The sequence below is a fragment of the Gardnerella sp. KA00255 genome (assembly GCF_049244095.1).
In the GTDB taxonomy this organism is placed as follows: domain Bacteria; phylum Actinomycetota; class Actinomycetes; order Actinomycetales; family Bifidobacteriaceae; genus Bifidobacterium; species Bifidobacterium vaginale_F.
In genome coordinates this window covers 793,851-812,970 of record NZ_CP058374.1, presented here as the reverse complement: position 1 = coordinate 812,970, position 19,120 = coordinate 793,851, and the positions used below count along the sequence as shown (strand labels likewise).

The following is a 19,120-nucleotide window of genomic DNA, read 5'->3' as shown; positions in this document are numbered from 1 at the left end:
TGGCTAGCGCTTATGTGGCTCGTGCTCTTGGCTGCAATTGTTGGAATTATAGTAGGCTTACTTTTGCCGCATTTGAACAATAATGTTGCCCAAGTTACAGGCTCTTACGAAGCTTACGGAAGCGCTGCTGATGCTTTAAAACTTTTGCAGGTACAATCTCCGCATACTGCTGGGTACGATAGAAAAGTTTTTGGATATCGCACTACTGACGATGATGGCAATGGGTGCGATGTTAGAGATGATGTTCTTGCTCGCGATTTAAAAAACGTGCGTTTTACTTATGTTGGTTCTTGCACAGTAAAATCTGGAATATTGCATGATCCGTACACTGGTTTGCAAATTAATTTTAAACGCGGACGTAAAACAAGTTCTTTAGTTCAAATCGATCACGTTGTAGCATTAGAAAACGCGTGGCAGTCCGGAGCATGGAAGTGGAGCGTTAAAAAGCGCTTGAGTTTTGGCAATGACATGCTAAATCTTTTAGCAGTTCAAGGTTCTGCGAACGAAAAGAAGGGTTCGGCTTCTGCTGCTTACTGGCTTCCATCTAATAAGTCGTTTAGGTGTTCGTATGTTGCAAGGCAAATCGCTGTAAAACGTAAGTATAATTTGTCTGTTACGTCTGCAGAAAAGCAAGAAATGCTATCTGTTCTTCACGGATGCAGTGCTCAAGAATTACCTAAAAAGTAGCTTTCGTTACCTTAAAGGTAGCTTCTGTTGTCTTAAAAGTAGCTTTTGTGTTTTCGTTACCTTAAAGGTAGTTCTTATTCTCGTATGCTAGCTCTGGCTATTTGATTTCTGAATATTAGATTTCTGGTTATTTGATTTCTGGTTATTCGATTTGCTCAGAAAGACTCATCCATTCTTCTTCTAACGAATCAGACTCGTTTGCAATAGCTTGCAATTCTTCGTTTAGCTTTTGCAAACCAACAAAGTCGCTTGGGTCATGTGAAGCCATTTGTGCTTCAAGATCTGCTTTTTGTGATTCGAGTTTAGCTAGTTTGCGTTCGATTGCAGAAACTCGTCTTGCAGCATCGTGATAGGCTTTTCCGGTGAGTTTCGGCTCAGTTGTTGTATTTTCTGAGCTTTCCGTACTTTCTTTAGTTGCAGAATTTGCAGAACTTTCAGTATTCGAAGCACTTGCAGTGCCAGCAATATTCTTGGCGCTAGTATTATTTTCGTGATCGCGTTGCAGATTTTCTACAATTTGCAAATACTCATCTACACCACCAGGCAAATGGCGGATTTTGCCATCAAGCAAAGCGAATTGCTGGTCTGTTACGCGCTCAAGCAAGTAACGATCATGCGAAACAACAATCAAAGTTCCTGGCCAAGTATCAAGCAAATCTTCCATAACAGCCAACATATCTGTGTCAAGATCGTTTCCAGGCTCGTCCATAATCAGCACGTTTGGCTCGTCAAGCAAAATCAGAAGCAGCTGCATACGCCTTTTTTGGCCGCCTGAAAGATCGCGAATAGGAGTCATAAGCTGCTCAGGCTTAAAACCAAGTCGTTCCATCAATTGGCCAGGAGTTACCTCTTTGCCATCAATCACGTAACTTGGCTTATATCTGCTTAAAACTTCTTTAACTTTATACTTTCCAAGCTTTTCCAGCTCGTCAAGCCTTTGCGAAAGCACGGCAAATTTCACAGTTTTGCCAATATTCACATGGCCTACAGTAGGTTTTATAGATCCATCAATAATGCTTAATAATGTAGATTTTCCTGCACCGTTAGCGCCCACTATTCCAAAACGGTCGCCTGGACCAATAAGCCAAGTCACATCGTCTAAAATCATTCGGCCGGTAATAGTTTTACGCGAAGCTGCCGAAGTTTCTGCAATGTTTTCTACGCTCGTATCTGTATCGTCAGAAGAATTTTCTTGATTTTCGTCAACGGCGATAGTAACGCTTCCTGTGTGAGTTGGCTGCGCAAAAGCGGATTCTACGATATCGATTTTATTTGATTTTTCTGCAATAGATTCAGACGAAGATGTGCTTTCTGCAATACCTTCACTTAAAGATGCGCTTTCTGCAATATCCGGATCAATACTTTTTAGCTGCTGAGCATTGTCAAAAATTTGCGTAACATCAATTAAATCAACAACTTGCTTACCAAGACGCGAAGTAGCCATTTTCTTTAGCTCAAGAGTATCTCTTAGTGGTGGCACATCTGCAATAAGCTCGCGCGCTTGCTTTACGTGGAATTTCTGCTTAGTGGATCGCGCTCTGGCTCCTCTTGAAAGCCAAGCCAATTCTTTTCTCGCCAAATTTCTGCGACGTTCTTCGCGCACATCCGCCTGGCGCTCGCGCTCAACTCGTTGCATCATATAAGCGCTGTATCCGCCTTCAAATGGGTCAATAACGCCATCGTGTACTTCCCACATCGAAGTGCAAACTTCATCCAAGAACCAACGGTCGTGCGTAACTAAAAGCAATGCGCCTTGACCAGGAGCCCAACGATGAATTAAATGCTCTGCAAGCCAATGAATTGTTACAACATCCAAATGATTTGTAGGCTCATCTAATGCAAGAATATCCCAGTCGTGCAGCAATAATCTTGCTAAATCAGCGCGCCTACGCTGGCCTCCAGAAAGAGTACCAACTTTCGCTTCCAAATTTATGCCGCCAAGAAGGGATTCTACGATTTCGCGCGAACGCTGGTCAGCAGCCCATTCGTAATCTTCGCGATTTTCTAAAGCAGCCTCACGAACCGTAGCGTTATCATCTAAAGGATCGCGCTGGTCAAGCATGCCGAAAGTCAATCCGCCGCGCCTTGTTACGCGACCGGAATCAGGCGACATGTGACCAGAAAGAAGACGCAATAACGTTGATTTTCCGTCGCCATTACGCCCGACTATTCCAATTCGATCGCCCTCGCAAACACCTTGAGTGACATCTGTAAAAATAGTTTTAGTTGCGAATTCTAGCGATACTCGTTCTAATCCCAAATCATACGTAGGCATAAGGCACAAATATAGCCGTAGACTCCTATATTCACATAAATCTACGTAGCAATATTTAATTTATTCACAAAATCGTATATTCCGCGCAAATGTTATACATATTTTTACAAGATACGCTTTGTTACTAATTAGGCAGAGATTTGAGATTTTTCGCCCATTTATTTTTTATGTGTGCATTACCAGGTAGCAGTGAGGGATAAGGATTGCTTGGTCGAGCAATATAAGAGTGGAGCGATTCTAAACAGACTTTCACATAATCCAATCCTATTGGGAATCAAAACTTAACTAAGAATCCAAAGACTAATAGCACAAGTATAAAGACAATGTTCCTCACGAGAGCGTAACGTCTGCGAGACAAGTAATCCTTATTCCTCACAACCAGAATCATATCCTCGCTTACGATGAGAGAAATCTTTAGTGTCACTTTTCATCGCGCACGCAGTAACAGCTCAATACTTCGCTGGCGTGGAAGTCCACTGGACTTCCACTCTGTGCCAGCTCACTCATCGAAGGAGCTTAAAGCGCACTATGCTGCTTTAAGCTCGGTCGATTCGCCGCACCATCGTATAGGAAAATCCTTATAAAAATACTTATGAAATTGCGCGCAAAATAACGGTTTTGATGTTGACATAAATATTGCTACGTTTTATAATTGCCACGGTCGGTAGGTAAGGCTACCACGGGGATAAGGTTTGCTGCCGCGTCACAGTGGAGACACTGCAAGTTGGTCAACAGTCGTTGTCGATTTCAAGGCTTCGACTAATGCAACGCCACCGCCCTGCGAAGCTGAAGCTTGAACGACAGATTAAGACTGATTTTTCAATGATTGTTAGCGGTCTTGTGTCTTCTTGCTTGACTTCCGATCAACGATGATGTGGTTTTGCGTTGGCGCGCACAGGCTAGAGGAGGTGATTGCCGTGAAACATGACAGTAGTAGTTGTAATCAGAGTACTAACACAGTTAATACAGTTAGTGACGATTCAGACAGTACTAGTAGTAGTACGGACGTTCCTCCTGAATATATAAAAGCCGGCAATTGCCGCCAAAATATTTGCGATTAAAGATTTCAAAGTCTTGAATTTGCTTGAATCTACTTGGATTCGTTTGAGTTCACTCGAGCTGAATTGAGTTGAATCGAGTCGAATTGAGTTTGCGCAAGCTGAGATTTTTCAATTTAACTGGGACTTTGACTTACTCAAGTAGATTGCAGTCGGGTTTAATTGAACTTGGTTGGTTAACTTAGTGAATTGAACTTGTGCTTTAAGTGGTGATAAGCGGCTCTTAAAAAAATAAGCGTTCCCAGAGGACTTATCATGACAATATTTACAACATCTGGAAAAAATAGCGCTGGCTCGCAAGTAGACGAAAACACTCGTTTCTGGTCAGATATTATTGTGTGCATCGGCATAATCGCGTTATTTGGCGTAAGTGCATTCCTTATTCAACGCATAAATCAGCCGATTGGTCCAAGTGGCATACCATCTAAGGTGCCCACGGATTTAATCAATCTGCCTTTATACACTTTGCTCTCAGTATTTCGCATGATGTTAGCGCTTATAGCGTCGCTGATTTTCACAATCGTTTATGGATCTCTTGCAGCGCGCAGCCGTAGACTTGGAAAAGTTCTGATTCCGCTGTTAGATATTCTGCAATCCGTTCCAATTCTTGGCTTCCTTTCCGCAACGGTTACAATTTGGCTCGTGATTTTCCCAAGATCAATGATGGGAGTAGAAGCAGCGTCGATTTTCGCGATTTTCACTAGCCAAGCGTGGAATATGACTTTCTCATTCCATCGTTCACTTTTAAGCGAACCTAAAGAATTGGATGAGGCTGTTCGCAGTTTGCAACTTACGCATTGGCAGAGATTCTGGGTTTTAGACATGCCAAACGCAATGATTCCGCTGCTTTGGAATTGCATGATGAGTGTTGGCGGAGGATGGTTCTTCCTCACAGCTTCCGAAATGATTTCAGTGAACAATCACACTTACGCTCTTTATGGAGTTGGCAGTTTCGTGGCGCAATCTGCTGCAGAAAACAAGCTTGGAAACATTTGGTGGGCCATCGCTTCAATGGTTGTTGTCGTGCTTGCGATTGACTTCTTACTTTGGAAACCTCTTACAGCTTGGGCGGAAAAATTCCGTATAACTCAAAGCTCTTCAGACGAAGAAAGACACAGTGCTATTTTGACAATTATTCGTCATTCGCATGCAGATGAAGTAGTTAGCAAGCTATTTTCGCCAATTCGTGAAGCTCTTGAAACTATTACTCGCCCGTTTGGTCGTACAGGATCTAAATGGCCTCGTAAAGCATCCCAGCGCAAGATTGGTGATTTAGTTTTCAACATTCTTATGATTATTTTAATAATCGCGTGCGCTGCCCAAATGCTTTATTTTGTTGCTACTCGTACTGGTTTGCAAGAGTTCGCAAAAGCTGGAGCGTTAGGAGCTTTGACTTTTGCGCGCGTTGCAGTGCTGATTCTCGTAAGCTCACTAATCTGGGTGCCGGTTGGCGTGTATATTGGCATGAATCCTAAGATTTCGCGAATTATGCAGCCGCTTGTACAAATTCTTGCTAGCTTCCCAGCAAACTTCATATTCCCATTTGCAATGATGTGGTTCATGGCTTGGAATATTGACCTCGGCTGGGGAAGTATTATTTTGATGGCTCTTGGAACGCAATGGTACATTCTGTTTAACGTTATTGCTGGAGCTAGTGCGATTCCAGATGATTTGCGCGAAATGACAAGAAGTTTTAGATTGAATAGAACTTTGAGATGGAGAACTCTTATTTTGCCTGCAATTTTCGGATCTTGGTGCACTGGAGGTATTACTGCCGCTGGTGGCGCTTGGAATGCTTCGATTGTGGCTGAGATTGTGGAATACGGCAAAAATCACATGGAAACTCAAGGTTTAGGTGCATATATTACTTCGGCTACAACTATGGGTGACTCTGTTAAAACGCTTGTTGGAGTAACGGTTATGAGCTTAATAGTTGTGTTAAGTAATCGACTGTTCTGGGCGCCTTTGCAAAGGTATTCGGCAAAAAGATACGTGTTGAATTAATCGAATAATCAATCGAATAAATCAAATAAACTACGGAAAATTAAACTTTTTAACTTTATAAAACAGATTGGCAAAATTATGAACACTTTGAACAAAACCGCGGAAAAGGATGCGCAATCTTCAATCACAGGCGATATCATCGACGCAAAGCACATAAGCCAAAGCTTTACATCCGATAGTGGCACTACTCAGCACGTGCTTCACGACATATCCTTTACTTTACGAGAAGGTGAAATCGTAGCAATCCTAGGTCGTTCTGGGGCTGGAAAATCGACGTTCTTGCGAACTATGGCTGGATTAATTCAGCCAACTGAAGGAACTGTTACGTATCGCGGACGTGAACTTACAGGTCCAAACCCAGGTGTGGCAATTGTGTTCCAAACCTTCGCACTTATGCCATGGCTTACCGTGCAAGATAATGTGGAGCTTGGTTTGCGCGCTCGAGGAGTTAGCAAAGAGAAGCGCACGGAACTTGCGCTCGCTGCAATAGATGCGATTGGTTTGGACGGCTTCGAAACCGCTTATCCTAAGGAGCTTTCTGGCGGTATGCGTCAGCGTGTGGGTATTGCGCGTGCACTTGTTTTGCGCCCAGATGCGTTGTTTATGGATGAGCCTTTCTCTGCGCTTGATGTGCTTACTGCTGAAAACTTGCGTCAAGAAGTTCTTAAACTTTGGTCAAGCGAAGAGCGTGATATTAAATCTGTGTTGATTGTGACTCACAATATTGAAGAAGCTGTTCAAATGGCTGATCGTGTTGTTGTTCTCGGATCACACCCTGGGCATTTGATTGCGAACGTTGAGGTTGATTTGCCTCGCCCTCGCGATAAGCATAGCGCGGAATTTGAAGCAATGGTCGATAATCTTTACGCTGTTCTTACAGGATCTGCCCCTGATGGATCTGAAGAAACCAGCTCTTCGGATTCTGTGGTTGATCAAGTTACAGAGCAGACTGTAGATGATGAAGATGCGGAAGATACTGAAGCAGCTGCAATTGCCGATATGCTTGTTGCTAAGCATCACGAAGATGAATCCGCTGCGGACGATGAAAATAATAGCGATTCGAACGATTCTGATTCTTCTTCAGAACATGTTGCTATGCATCTTCTGCCTAACGCAACTCCGGGCGGAATGGCTGGTTTGCTTGATGTGATTTCTGAATATCCAGAAGGCATTGATTTGGCTGATTTGGCTGCGGATCTTTCGTTTGAGATTGATGATTTGTTCCCACTCGTTGATGCTGGAGCAATGTTAGATCTTATTACTGCAGACAATGGCCATATTACTATTACGCAAGCAGGTGAAGAATGGCATAATGCCGATATTCTTCATAGTAAACAAGTGTTTGCTCGTTTAGCTATTGAACATGCTCCGTTAGTTCATGCTATTGATCAGGCTTTGAGTCGTAATCGTAATGGCAAGCTTCGTGGTGAATTGATTCTGGATTTGCTTCGTAGCAAGCATACGGATGCTTTGGCTCGTCAGCAATTCGATATTGCGATTAGCTGGGGCCGTTATGGTGAGCTTTTTGATTACGATGCTGACGATGATGAGTTGACTCGCACTGTTGAAACAGCTCCTTTGGATGCTGCAGCTAGATAATCGCGACGGCAGGTCGTCGCGCCGAGCTTGCTCAAAGTTGAAAGTCCAGTGGACTTTCAACGCAAGCGAGGTCTGCCTTCGTCAACAAAGACGAAGTCAGTGCAGATTTTGCCTGTCTTTTGACACTAGTGCAGTATGCGTTCTGCGTTATGGTCAGATTTTGCCTGTCTTTTGACACTGGCGCAGAAAAGATTCACTTATTAAAGGCTATGCGACGCCCCACGCGCTTATAAGGCGAGCGCTTCTTCTTTTTAACCGGCAAACCAGCCCACCAAATGTATCCGCATACTATGCACAAGCTGGCCACGCTCCAAACAATCCACCACGGGAATCTAGGAACATCCGGCTTCTTTCCTCGAAGCGCTTTATCCGATGTAGGAGTTGGAATTATGTGTTCGCCCGTTATCAAAATTCTCTGAGTATTAATACCAAGAGGAGTACAAGTAATCAAAGTCACCAAATCTTTCCCAGGAACAGCGGCGATTTTCTTGGTTTCATCTGGGTTTACAACTATTTTGTCAATAACGCGATAAGTTAATATTTCATCAAATACTTCAATAGTAAAAGTGTCGCCTTTAACGATTTCGTCAAGTCGCGTAAACATTTCGGCGCTAGCAAGACCACGGTGGCCTGTTATCACAGAACGTGTGCCACTGCCGCCAACAGGAAGCGAAGTTCCGCGCAAATGTCCTAAACCTTTAAGAAGAGTAGCATCTTCCGTGCCATGGTACACAGGCAAATCAAGGTCAATTTTTTTGATTCGCAAACGCGCCATCAAACCATCATCGTTTACTTTCAACTGATCCCAATAATCTTGACTTGCGTCCGAAGTAGCACCGTGAGAAGTTGGAATATTAGTGTTCGCTTCATAAATAGCGCCGGAAGAAAGCTTACGATTATATTCCCTTGCTCGCTTTAATTGCTCGTGCGGAGCTGGGACGGCGTGGGTGATAAGTTTCGCGTATTCCGCAGCAACTTCAGACATGTGATACTGGCTAATCCACATTGCTGCATGCGGATAAATAAGAGAAGCAAAAGATGCCAGCAGCAAAATAGCTGGAATAATAGACGATTTAGAAAACTTCCAATGCTTACGACTTTTAGTAGATTTTGAATCGGTAGACTTTGAATCGGTGGACTTTGAATCAGTAGAGTCGGAATCGGATAGCTTTGAATCGGACAGCTTTGAATCAGACAGCTGGGAATCAGATGACCCATCGTTGGAATCTATTGCGTCTAATTCTTTATCAGGATTTATGTCGTCTAAAGTGTTTGAAGTTTTATGAGCGCTTGAGGTGATTGTGCGCTTACTTCTATTTACGCTGCTTGCTTGTTTTGCTTTACGCGAAGACTTGGCAGGTTTGGATTTATACAAGTAGTCGAGCGGATCATCGTCTAAATAGTCAAGAGGATCGTCATTGTCTGAGTAGTCTGGAAACTCAGCGTTGTTTAAGTAGTCGAGAGGGTCGCTGTTATTTAAGTAGTAAAGCGGATCTGCGTTATCCAATTTGTCAGAATCATAGTAAGCATCATTGGTATTGCCATTGGAAACATTGCTTTTCGAATGTTTTTCTTTAGAATCAGGCACTATACTCGGACTAAAGAATTGGAATATGCGCATAAAAATTATGCTATCACCCGACAGAAACTTTAACGTTGGCTTCAACGGTGGGTTTAACTGTGGATTTACTGATTACTTAACGTTTGCTTTAACGATTACTTTACAATTTACAAAAGTGGGCTTAATGGGGTTCGAACCCACGACCTTCTGCTCCGGAGGCAGACGCTCTATCCACTGAGCTACAAGCCCGCAACCTGTGAAAGTATACACGTTGCTAGGGATTGCAGCATATGATTACTTTTGCAAATTTTGGTGCTTTTGCTCACGCTAACTAGCTAGCGTTAAGTTCGCCAATCGTCGGAACATAATTACGCCAATCGTCGGAATGATACACCAGTCAAGCCTTACAGCACAGATGACTCAGTTCGTAAAGATTCCAATCCCATAGCAAGACTATCTGTTTATTTCGCTTGACAATGCATAAGAATTGACAATGCATAGGTATTTGCATCAGCGCATCTAGAACATCTGGTAGTTTTTCGTGTCCTTGAAGTTAACATACTCAACGCCATTAAATTGTGGGTATGACTGTCCTGTGTAAATAATTTTAGGATTCTTTGCATTTTCTTCTGCATCTACAAAAGATAGTAAATTCTTAGAAAACGATCTATTAGGTGTCATTGATGTTTTTATTTCAATTGGATATAAAGCATCTTCTTTCTTTACAATCAAATCCACCTCTATACCTTTTTCTGTTCTCATGTAAAACAGCTGAGGAGTTTTGTTCTCATTCAATCGAGATTTTAGTACTTCCGAAACGATTAGATTTTCAAAAAGATTTCCCCGTAACGGATCTCTATTTGCTTGATTTTCTGTTTCAATTCCCAATAAGTATGAAGCCAATCCAATTTCTGTAAAATAGATTTTTGGCGATTTGGTGTGCCGCTTTGAAATGTTAGAAAAATATGGCTGTAACTTATACACTATATAAGATGCCTCAAGTACTGACAGCCATTGCGACAAAGTTGCAGATGAAACGCCAACATCCCCAGACATAGAAGACAAATTTACAACTTGCCCAACTCTGCCTGCAAGCAAGGTTAAGAATCGTAGAAACTTATCCAAATTCTTAACTTCTAACATCTCGCGTAAATCTTTTTCCACATAGGTATTCAAGTAATCGCGATAATACACACTGCTTTCTCTTGAATTTTCCCTATACAATTCAGGCATAAAACCCTGAATTAATAACTTATCAGCAGATAATTCCCCTAGAAGTCCATCTTCCGCAAGTTCATCCATGCTTAATGGGAGAAGCGTCACTATGCTAGTTCTACCTGCTAAAGATTGAGAAATTTCTTTTTGTAGGGTTGCTTGATGGCTTCCAGTTAGTATAAATCGCCCATTTTTCTCTCTGTCTTGGTCAACCATGACTTGCACTGCGGAGAGAAGCTCAGGCACTCGCTGAACTTCATCTATAATAAGAGGTTCTTTGTAGCTTGCAAAAAATCCTCGGTAATCTTCTGTGGCTAACGCTCTAGTAAAGGGATCTTCTAAATTTACGTAATTGTATTCTGGAAAACACTCCTTTACTAGGGTAGTTTTACCAGATTGTCTCGGCCCAATTACAGTAACTACAGGCACTTGCTTGGAAACTTGTACCAGCTTTTCAGCAACTTTTCTTTTTATCATAAAAGACTCCCTTTGTATAATAGTGTATACATTTTGGGCGTAAATTTAAAGTTCAACTTTAAAATTACGCCCAAAATGGCTAAGTTGTCTTTTCTAACTTGCCTTTTTTGACTTGTGCTTTTGCGCTCACTTTTGTTTATTTACTCAAATGTAGTTTCGGCGTGTCGCGCAAGAGTGGCGGTATTGCAACGATTCTGATGGTTCTTGGGGGAGTGCGGAAGAGTTTCCTGAGAGTTTCCTGGGAAAATTCTTGAAAATTCTTGAAAATTCATTTTTTAATATAAAAACAAGTTTGATACTGTATTTTTTACGGTTTAGGGTTTGTTTATCGTGTTTTATTAAAATATTTTATTTAAATTGCAGATAAGCATGGGTTGATTGGCTCTTGACTTTTTCAAACGGGGGGGGGTATCTTAAAAGCAACATTAGCTTGTGGATAACTTGCTGATGCACTGCTTTTAACTTTAGTGAAAGTTTTGCAGTGATTTAATTTTCACGGCGCTAAATGGTGCTGTGGAGAAGAAGAAAGGAAATTATTATGTTAAATAAGAAGGCTATCGCCGCTCTCGCTGCTGGCGCCACCCTCGTTTCTGGTTTGGCTTTCGCCACACCATCTTTCGCTGCTGATTGCCCAGTTAATAAGGATGAGTGGGCTCTTAGGAGCGTGAATGATGCTCTTACCACACAGGCTAAGACTGCTTATGAAACTGCTAAGGCTGCTGTTCCAGCTAAGCCAACTAAGCCAACTGAGCCAACCAAGGCTGAAGTTAAGGCTTTGTACGAAGCTGATGGCAATGAAGGCAAGCTTAAGATGAAGGCTGTTCAGGCTAATGCTGATCCAGCTAATATTGCTGAAGCTCAGAATTATGTAACTTTGAACAACCAGTATGTGACTGATCAGGCTAACTACACTACAAAGTCTGCTGAAGCACAGCGTTTGTACAATGCATACCTTGTTGCTAAGGATTTTGCTGAGAACTGCTCTAAGCCAGATCCTGATAAGAAGCAGGAAGCTATCGATGCTGTTCGCGATGCCGCTAAGAATTTGCAGAATGCTGATAACGATTTCGCTAAGGCTAAGAAGGCTTACTATGCCGCTAAGGATGCATTCCTTAAGGCTCAGGCTGAGTTGAATGCTCGTACAGCTGCTTACAATGCAGCTACTACGGCTCTTGAGAACTTCAGGGCTTCTGGTGTGAATGATTCTGCTAAGGAACAGCATTTAGCTGATGCTGTAAACCGTGCTAATGCTCATCTTGCTCGCGCAACTGAGGCTTATGGTAAGGCTGAGGCTGATTACAATAAGACTTATGCTGATGCTCTTGCTGCTAAGCAGGCTTACAATGATGCTTTGCAGGCTTACAAGAATGCCTACGATGCTGCTGTTGCTGCTGGCGTGAACCCAGCTTTGTTGCCACCAGTTAAGACTGCTGATCCTTTGGATGAGAGCTTCAACCCTGTTCCAGGTGCTAAGGAGCTTTATGCTGAGGCTTTGAGCGGTAAGTTCGGTAAGGCTGTTCAGGCTGCTGCTAAGAAGGGCCAGAAGGAAGCTAAGAAGGGCGAAGCTAAGAAGGAAGCCGGCAAGAAGGGTGCTTCTGCTGCTGCTCCAGCTGGTGCAAAGCTTGATACCAAGGCTGCCGCTGCTGCTTCTGCTGCTCCTTTGAGCAAGACTGGTGTTACCGTGATGTTCACTGCTTTGGCTGCTTCCATGCTCGCTGGCATCGGTGCTGCTGTTCGCAAGTTCCGCCACTAAATTTAATTTAACAAAAACAAGCGTTTAAACGTTAAAGCGTTTAAGGTTTGAGCTTTAAAGTTTGAGCTGTTGAGTGCTTGTTTTGATTGGGCTTAGGCTTCGTTCTAGGTTGTGTTTCTTAGTTTGTGAGTTTAAGCCCAGTTTTTAGATTTGCACTTAACGATTGATGTGGTGTTTTATAGGGAAGCATCATGTTGGTTTTACTGGATTTCTTCTGGCTTGTTTGGTTTTAACATTGTTTTGCTGTTTTTCTTTTCTTCACAGTGTTAAGACTAGGGTTGTGAGTTTTCTGGTTTGTTAAGTGTGTTGGCTTTCGAGTGGATGATACTAGGGTCGTTCACTCGGAAGCCTTTTTTATTACTATCTGCTGTGCGAGTATTCGGGTGGCATTGTATAAGCGTTAAACCGTGCCGTTCTTGACGGTTGGGTATGTGAAAGATATAATTGAAGATGCTTGAAAACCTTAGGGTTTTGGGGGGCGGAAGTGCGAAAGCGCATCTGCCCCGGTTTTTTTTTATGTCGCTTGTCGCTTGTTCATGTATTTGGCTGGTTTTCATTCAAGTGTTTGGCGGAATTTGTTTACTTAGAAGGTGTGTAAGCGCGACGACCTGCTTGAGCGATTAAAGCGTAGCGTGCTCGTTAAGATTCTTTCTGATGTTGCTGAGCTGTTGGAGTTTCTCTCATTGCAAGATTTTTAAATTGCTCTAAGAGAAGATTCGACAGCTCTTGTCTTGTTTGGTCTATATCTAAAAAGTTTAAAATCTGTATCAATCTACTTTTACTACTTAAATTTTATATTCGGATAATCAGTATCCTTTATAAACTTTATTTTATAGAGTTGCTTGTTTTGATTATTCATATAATTAACAATTTCTGTTTTATTAATGTATTTTCCTGTGCTTGGTTTTTTTAATGCAGACCAATAATTTAAGTCAATAAAATTATTAAATTCAAATTTGTCTTCCCATTTAAATTCGTAATTCCATAGTTTATAAAGCCAATCAGAGTAGTCTTTTTTACGGCCTCCTGCATAACATAAATTATCAAGATAATCAATTGATAATATGATTCGTATCAAATCAACAATCAAAATATTCCTTCGAATATGTAACTCTTCATTTTTACGTATTGCATCATAATTAATAAATTCCCTTATAGGATATGAAGATAATATTTTACAGGTATTATCAACAATAAAATTAAAATCACGTTTAATGCCGCAAGCGTGAGTAGTTCCCTTCCGCTCCGATGTGCCATAATCAATTAGTTCTACTTTTGTAGGGACTAAGTAATCGCCATAGCGCGAAGAATAGTTCAAAATGTCATTCTCACCATGATTGCTATTCTGATTCAAAAACATTACATTATTAGGATTAATATCTCCATGCGTAATCTCGCCAGAATCGTTATCGACCAAATTATAGCAACAGTACAAAAAACCTAAAGCAGCATTTATTTCAATTTGTTTTATTAATCTTTTTTCTAGTGATTTTCTTTTCTTTAGCCATTTTTTTAGCGTAGTGCCATCTAAATAATTCATAATGCAATATAGATATTTAAAACAGCCTACTCTGATAGTTCCAGCATCAAATACAGAATGATTATATTTTGTCAAATTTATTTTTGCATTCTTTTTAATCTCTTTTAAATGCTTATCCTTATAAGATTCTTCATTATCTCTAAAAATTTTATAAACTTTAATAACAACAGACTGCTCTGTAACTTTATGCTTAGCTTTGAACACCGTAGCATTACTGCCGCTATCAAGTCTCTTAAATTCTTTATAATGACTAAATTCTTTGATATTTTTTACTTGATTCAATGAAATATTTATTTTATTACTGTTGCGTTTATTTAAAATATTACATAAACACATTATTAACTCCTTACAAATCCTAATATGACGCATTCATTTTGCAAATGTAATAAATAAGAATAAAACGAATTCTTATTAAATTAACAATCTTAATGTTATTAAAAACCACACATAAAAAACATATTGCGGAACTTTCAGAAAAAGTAAATTAGAAATTGTGTTTAGTATCACAACATAAAATGCTTAATACTAAAGCTTACTTTGTATTAAAACTTGTTTTCTTGTTACATAAGTATCAAGAGTATTAGCGCCAATTGCAACAATACTAATGCTGTATAACACAAAATTAAGAAAGATAAATTGGTAACTTGTGATTACGCAGACCTATAAATATCTGTAGAAAACGCAAGCGGTTATGAAAACTTATAGATCAACTTATTAGTGATGGAAAAATGCTTGAAGAAGCTAGTTTTTTGGTGGGGAGGGGGTAACCCTTTTGCCTATAGTCCGGCTTTTACTTTTGGGTGAGTGTTGGTAAGCGTTAGTAGGCCTTACTAATTCCGAGTGTTTCAAAGCGGCAAATAAGAGCACACTGTAAATAAGAGCGCAAAAATAGGGTTATAGACCTACAAATAGCATTCTTACTGCAGCAAATTATGAGTACACGTCAAATAAGAGCACAAAGAATAGGGTTGTAGGCTCACAAATAGCATTCTTACTGCAGCAAATTATGAGTACACGTCAAATAAGAGCACAAAGAATAGGGTTGTAGGCTCACAAATAGCATTCTTACTGCAGCAAATTATGAGCTGAATAGTACTCTTTCAAAGAAGTCTTAGTAATTTTCTGAACGCATATTGCAGAGCCATCATTAACATCATAAGCATTCTTCCATGGATCCTCGCGATGTGTAAGAGTGCTCAAATCGCTACCAGAATATTCAGCAAACTTTTTGCATACCTTTTTCACAATGAGCTTTTGATTATCAGTTAAAGAATTCTCATTCAGTTTCTCGTTATCGGGAAGCGTGATTTCTCCCTTACGAATCAAAAACTTCCCACGATGCATTGCGAATAATTCCGGGCAAACAGGACCATTCCTCCATGCCTGAAAATCCTCGTTAAATAACGGATATCCAGTAGTAGCCAAAGAATATGCTTGTGAATAGTAAGCTAACTTCTGAAGCTTCATAGTGGTAATAGTTCCAGTAATATCAAGGATGTACGATGCTACGTTAAAGATTGTTGTCATACGCACCTCCCTTTTATAAAACAGACATATAATTCATATTCTAAATCAAGCATTTCAAATCACCTTTGATAAATGCAATAACTGCGTACTGAACGGTAATTCAATTTATATTGTTATAAGTGATTATATTCATCGATGAAAACTTAGTTATTAGTTCACGGATTTGTATGCATATCAGAGTTGCTAGCGCTTGCTGAATTTGGTCGCGCTTGCGCACTTTCTAAGTCCACAAAATCGGGGAAGTGTTCTTGGTTTTGTGTACTTAGAGCGCGTGTCGATAAACAAAATCGGGGTAGGGTTCTTGATTTCGTGGACTTATATACCCTGTAAGTAAACAAAATCAAGAAAATGCATGGGCGAAAAATTAAGTCTCTGCCTCGTGAATAGCAAAGCAAGTAGTTGTGCTTACTTTTGTGGACTTACGCAAATGGGGTATCGGCGTGTCGCGAGAGAGTGGCGATATTGCAACGGTTTTGAGGATAGTTGGGGAAGTGCGAAATAGTTTCCTGAGAGTTTCCTGGGAAAATTCTTGAAAATTCTTGAAAATTCATTTTTTAATATAAAAACAAGCATAATACTGTATTTTTTACGGTTTAGGGTTTGTTTATCGTGTTTTATTAAAATATTTTATTTAAATTGTGGATAAGCATGGGTTGATTGGCTCTTGACTTTTTCAAACGGGGGGGGGGTATCTTAAAAGCAAACGTCAGCCGCCCTAGATTTTAAGGCTGGCGATACCGCGAATTGTTTTAAGACAATCGTGGTGCAAATTTTTCTTCGCATACCCTAGTGCGAAGGAGAAGAAGAAAGGAAATTATTATGTTAAATAAGAAGGCTATCGCCGCTCTCGCTGCTGGCGCCACCCTCGTTTCTGGTTTGGCTTTCGCCACACCATCTTTCGCTGCTGAGCCACAAGCTCCTAAGAAGGAAGAATGCAAGGTTGATGCTGCTAAGCTTAACGCTGCTAAACTCAAGGCTGCACAGAAGCTTGCTGCTGAGCTTACAGCCAAGGCTGCTCTCGATGAAGCTAACGCTAAAGTTGATACTGCCAATACTCAGCTCGCAAAAGTTAAGGGCTTGAAGAAGACTCTTGATGATGCTACAACAGAGCTTAACAAGACCACTGCTCCTGATACTAAGGATAATTACAGTGCGAAGCAGAAGGCTGAGCTCGAAAAGGCTAAGAATGAAGCCAATGAAGCTTACACTAAGGGTCTTCGTGACGCTGAGACAGCATTAGGTAAGAATGCTAATGATTTCGCTGATGTAAATGGTGTTCATACTGAGCTTAGGACTTTGCAGGGTAAGGCTGCTGATGCTAAGGATGCTTATGATCAGGCTGTAACTGAGCGTAAGGCTGCTGATGCTGAAGTTGAGAAGCTTTCCTGCACCCCAGCTCCAGCTCCACAGCCTGGTCCACAGCCAGGTCCAAAGCCTCTTCCAGATGTTCCAAGCATTCCATTGCGTGATATGGATCATGATCAGATTCGTGCTTTGACTCGTCTTGAGAACGCTTACGTTGTGTTGAAGAAGGATCAGGCTGCTTTCGAGTCCCTTCATAGCGAATATTTGAAGTCTAAGGCTAATTATTACTCTGCTCTTGCTAAGTACCAGGCTGTTGATAAGGAGTATGTTGCTGCCCAGCAGAAGGTAGCTGATCTTAAGGCTGCTGGTAAGGAAGGTACTGACGCTTATAAGGCTGCTCTTAATGATGAGCAGGCTGTTAGCGCTCGTTACACTGCTGTTCAAGCTTCTCTCGATGAGGCTGCTGCTGACTTCCAGGCTAAGACTGTGGCTGTGAATGCTGCTGCAGATAAGTTCAATGCTGATTTGGTTCTTTACCGTAACGCTTACAACAATGCTGTAGCTGTCCGCGCTAATGTTTCCGGCTTCCCGAAGCCAGATGATGTTGCTAAGGCTCCTACTTTCGGTGTTCCAAACCAGGTGAAGGAAGCTGCTAAGAAGGCTGAAGCTAAGAAGGGTGCTGTTAAGAAGAGTGGTGCTGCTGCTCCATCTGGTGCAAAGCTTGATACCAAGGCTGCCGCTGCTGCTTCTGCTGCTCCTTTGAGCAAGACTGGTGTTACCGTGATGTTCACTGCTTTGGCTGCTTCCATGCTCGCTGGCATCGGTGCTGCTGTTCGCAAGTTCCGTCACTAAATAGTTTTCACATTCAACTTGTGGCGTGGAGCGTGTGTTTCACGCCACTGCTCGGACTGTTAGCGTTTTAAGTGTTTGCTGGTTTGCCGTTTACCTTTTCTTACTAGCAAGTGTTTAGAGTGTGATGGTTTGAGTGTTGAGTGTTGATACTGGTTTTGTTTTCCGCTAGGGACGGGTAATGATTCCAGGTTTTGAAAGGCTTACTTCGGTAAGCCTTTCTTGTTTATATGCAAGCTTTTTGCTTATAGTCCGGCTTTTACTTTTGGGCGAGCGTTGGTAAGTGTTAGTAAGCGTTAGTAGGCCTTAGTGGATTCTATTCAAGTATTTGGCGTGTTTTTATTCATGTATTTGGCGGACTTCTATTCCGACGTTTGGCGAGATATTAGTACGACGTTTGGCGGAATTTGTTTACTTACTGGGTACATAAGCGCGATGACCTGCTTGAGTGATTAAAGTTGCATTGTGTGTTGTGCTTTAGGCTCCGGTTTAGGGTAATTTATGCGAAAATGAATCATTTATAATAAAATACTTCATTAAGAGTGAGAAGACTGTTGTTGCATTTGGTGGGGGGCAAAATGGACGGAACCATAGCTTGGGGAGATGAAAGTACAAAATCTAGCAAATCCGGGATACAGGCATATCATGTATGCGCATGCATTTGTAATTTTCCAGAGCTTGTTGTGAGAAATAAACTATTAAATGCAACAAAGAAACATGTCAATAAATTGCATTGGCGTGATATGACAACGCGCGAAAAAGAAGAATCTATACGAATTATAGAGGGTCTAGATTTACAACATATTATCGTTTCCATGCCACGAAATTACCTAAATTTGAAACCTGAAAGAGCAAGAAGAAAATGCATGGAAAGTTTATTACAAACATTGGAATCTCAGTATAATGTAAATTTGCTAATTCTTGAGTCAAGAGAAAAACATCAAAATGCGAAAGATCTTGTATTGCAAAAATATTTGATAAAAAATAAAACAATACAGAAATTACAAATTGAATTTAAGAACGGAAAAGATGACGCAAGATTATGGATACCAGATCAAATTCTTGGATTTTATGGGGAACAATTAAATAAATGTGAAGATCCTATATTTGTAAATCTCATTCAAAAATTCAAAAATGTTCACGTAAAAAATATCTAGCATACTTAACAAAGTATGTGACAATATTGTCGCATATTGATACAATGAATTTATTGCCTATCTCTTCGGAGGATATGGAAGTTGGAGCCGGAATTGCCTGAGTATCTTGGGCG

Annotated in this window: 11 protein-coding genes, 1 tRNA gene, 1 pseudogene and 1 riboswitch; of the genes and pseudogenes, 7 read left to right on the top strand and 6 right to left on the bottom strand. The window is 41.0% G+C overall.

Going from position 1 to position 19,120, the window contains the following annotated elements; genetic code table 11:
• Positions 1-12 precede the first annotated feature (12 nt).
• Entirely contained in the window at positions 13-687 is a 675-nt protein-coding gene (locus HXT51_RS03200) for an HNH endonuclease family protein (protein ID WP_103084581.1), read from the top strand.
• 142 nt (positions 688-829) lie between these two features.
• Here the strand turns inward: HXT51_RS03200 and HXT51_RS03195 are convergent, their stop codons facing one another.
• Positions 830-2,962: an ABC-F family ATP-binding cassette domain-containing protein gene (locus HXT51_RS03195; protein ID WP_421776773.1), complete on the bottom strand. Its 2,133-nt coding sequence runs from the start codon at positions 2,960-2,962 to the stop codon at positions 830-832.
• Positions 2,963-3,615: 653 nt separating this feature from the next.
• A riboswitch (M-box (ykoK) riboswitch) is annotated at positions 3,616-3,775 on the top strand.
• 104 nt (positions 3,776-3,879) lie between these two features.
• On the opposite strand from HXT51_RS03195, the gene HXT51_RS03190 reads away from it, so the two are divergent.
• The 3 genes from HXT51_RS03190 to HXT51_RS03180 all read left to right on the top strand — a co-directional run bounded on the left by HXT51_RS03190 (position 3,880) and on the right by HXT51_RS03180 (position 7,623).
• On the top strand, positions 3,880-4,023 hold the full coding sequence (locus HXT51_RS03190; protein WP_258004218.1) for a hypothetical protein: 144 nt from the start codon (positions 3,880-3,882) through the stop codon (positions 4,021-4,023).
• A 252-nt stretch (positions 4,024-4,275) separates the two neighbouring features.
• Positions 4,276-6,024, top strand: coding sequence for an ABC transporter permease (locus HXT51_RS03185; RefSeq protein ID WP_421776772.1), 1,749 nt, complete (start codon positions 4,276-4,278; stop codon positions 6,022-6,024).
• 78 nt (positions 6,025-6,102) lie between these two features.
• Positions 6,103-7,623 carry a nitrate/sulfonate/bicarbonate ABC transporter ATP-binding protein gene (locus HXT51_RS03180; RefSeq protein WP_421776771.1) on the top strand — a complete coding sequence of 507 codons (1,521 nt, stop codon included), beginning with the start codon at positions 6,103-6,105 and terminating at the stop codon, positions 7,621-7,623.
• Between the two features lie 238 nt (positions 7,624-7,861).
• On the opposite strand, the pseudogene HXT51_RS03175 reads toward HXT51_RS03180, so the two are convergent.
• The 3 genes and pseudogenes from HXT51_RS03175 to HXT51_RS03165 form a co-directional block, all read right to left on the bottom strand.
• Positions 7,862-8,821: pseudogene (locus HXT51_RS03175) on the bottom strand (class C sortase); the annotation flags it as partial.
• A gap of 539 nt (positions 8,822-9,360) precedes the next feature.
• A tRNA-Arg gene (locus HXT51_RS03170) sits at positions 9,361-9,433 on the bottom strand.
• Between the two features lie 270 nt (positions 9,434-9,703).
• Positions 9,704-10,876: an ATP-binding protein gene (locus HXT51_RS03165; protein ID WP_103084585.1), complete on the bottom strand. Its 1,173-nt coding sequence runs from the start codon at positions 10,874-10,876 to the stop codon at positions 9,704-9,706.
• 538 nt (positions 10,877-11,414) lie between these two features.
• Here HXT51_RS03165 and HXT51_RS03160 point away from each other — a divergent pair.
• Positions 11,415-12,629 carry a hypothetical protein gene (locus tag HXT51_RS03160; protein WP_421776770.1) on the top strand — a complete coding sequence of 405 codons (1,215 nt, stop codon included), beginning with the start codon at positions 11,415-11,417 and terminating at the stop codon, positions 12,627-12,629.
• 781 nt (positions 12,630-13,410) lie between these two features.
• On the opposite strand, the gene HXT51_RS03155 is transcribed toward HXT51_RS03160, so the two are convergent.
• The gene (locus tag HXT51_RS03155; protein WP_421776769.1) at positions 13,411-14,505 is read right to left on the bottom strand and encodes a protein kinase domain-containing protein; all 1,095 of its coding nucleotides are present in this window, start codon (positions 14,503-14,505) and stop codon (positions 13,411-13,413) included.
• A gap of 729 nt (positions 14,506-15,234) precedes the next feature.
• Positions 15,235-15,696, bottom strand: coding sequence for a Panacea domain-containing protein (locus tag HXT51_RS03150; RefSeq protein ID WP_421776768.1), 462 nt, complete (start codon positions 15,694-15,696; stop codon positions 15,235-15,237).
• Positions 15,697-16,515: 819 nt separating this feature from the next.
• Between HXT51_RS03150 and HXT51_RS03145 the strand changes: the two genes are divergently transcribed.
• Together HXT51_RS03145 and HXT51_RS03140 are read left to right on the top strand one after the other, a co-directional pair.
• Entirely contained in the window at positions 16,516-17,853 is a 1,338-nt protein-coding gene (locus tag HXT51_RS03145; protein ID WP_421776767.1) for a hypothetical protein, read from the top strand.
• 575 nt (positions 17,854-18,428) lie between these two features.
• Entirely contained in the window at positions 18,429-19,007 is a 579-nt protein-coding gene (locus tag HXT51_RS03140) for a hypothetical protein (protein ID WP_415692693.1), read from the top strand.
• Positions 19,008-19,120 lie beyond the last annotated feature (113 nt).

Coding starts and splice junctions, on each gene's coding strand:
- HXT51_RS03200 (WP_103084581.1), top strand. CDS start 13: ATGTGGCTCGTGCTCTTGGCTGCAATTGTTGGAATTATAGTAGGCTTA.
- HXT51_RS03180 (WP_421776771.1), top strand. CDS start 6,103: ATGAACACTTTGAACAAAACCGCGGAAAAGGATGCGCAATCTTCAATC.
- HXT51_RS03160 (WP_421776770.1), top strand. CDS start 11,415: ATGTTAAATAAGAAGGCTATCGCCGCTCTCGCTGCTGGCGCCACCCTC.
- HXT51_RS03150 (WP_421776768.1), bottom strand. CDS start 15,696: ATGACAACAATCTTTAACGTAGCATCGTACATCCTTGATATTACTGGA.
- HXT51_RS03195 (WP_421776773.1), bottom strand. CDS start 2,962: ATGCCTACGTATGATTTGGGATTAGAACGAGTATCGCTAGAATTCGCA.
- HXT51_RS03140 (WP_415692693.1), top strand. CDS start 18,429: ATGGACGGAACCATAGCTTGGGGAGATGAAAGTACAAAATCTAGCAAA.
- HXT51_RS03155 (WP_421776769.1), bottom strand. CDS start 14,505: ATGTGTTTATGTAATATTTTAAATAAACGCAACAGTAATAAAATAAAT.
- HXT51_RS03145 (WP_421776767.1), top strand. CDS start 16,516: ATGTTAAATAAGAAGGCTATCGCCGCTCTCGCTGCTGGCGCCACCCTC.
- HXT51_RS03185 (WP_421776772.1), top strand. CDS start 4,276: ATGACAATATTTACAACATCTGGAAAAAATAGCGCTGGCTCGCAAGTA.
- HXT51_RS03165 (WP_103084585.1), bottom strand. CDS start 10,876: ATGATAAAAAGAAAAGTTGCTGAAAAGCTGGTACAAGTTTCCAAGCAA.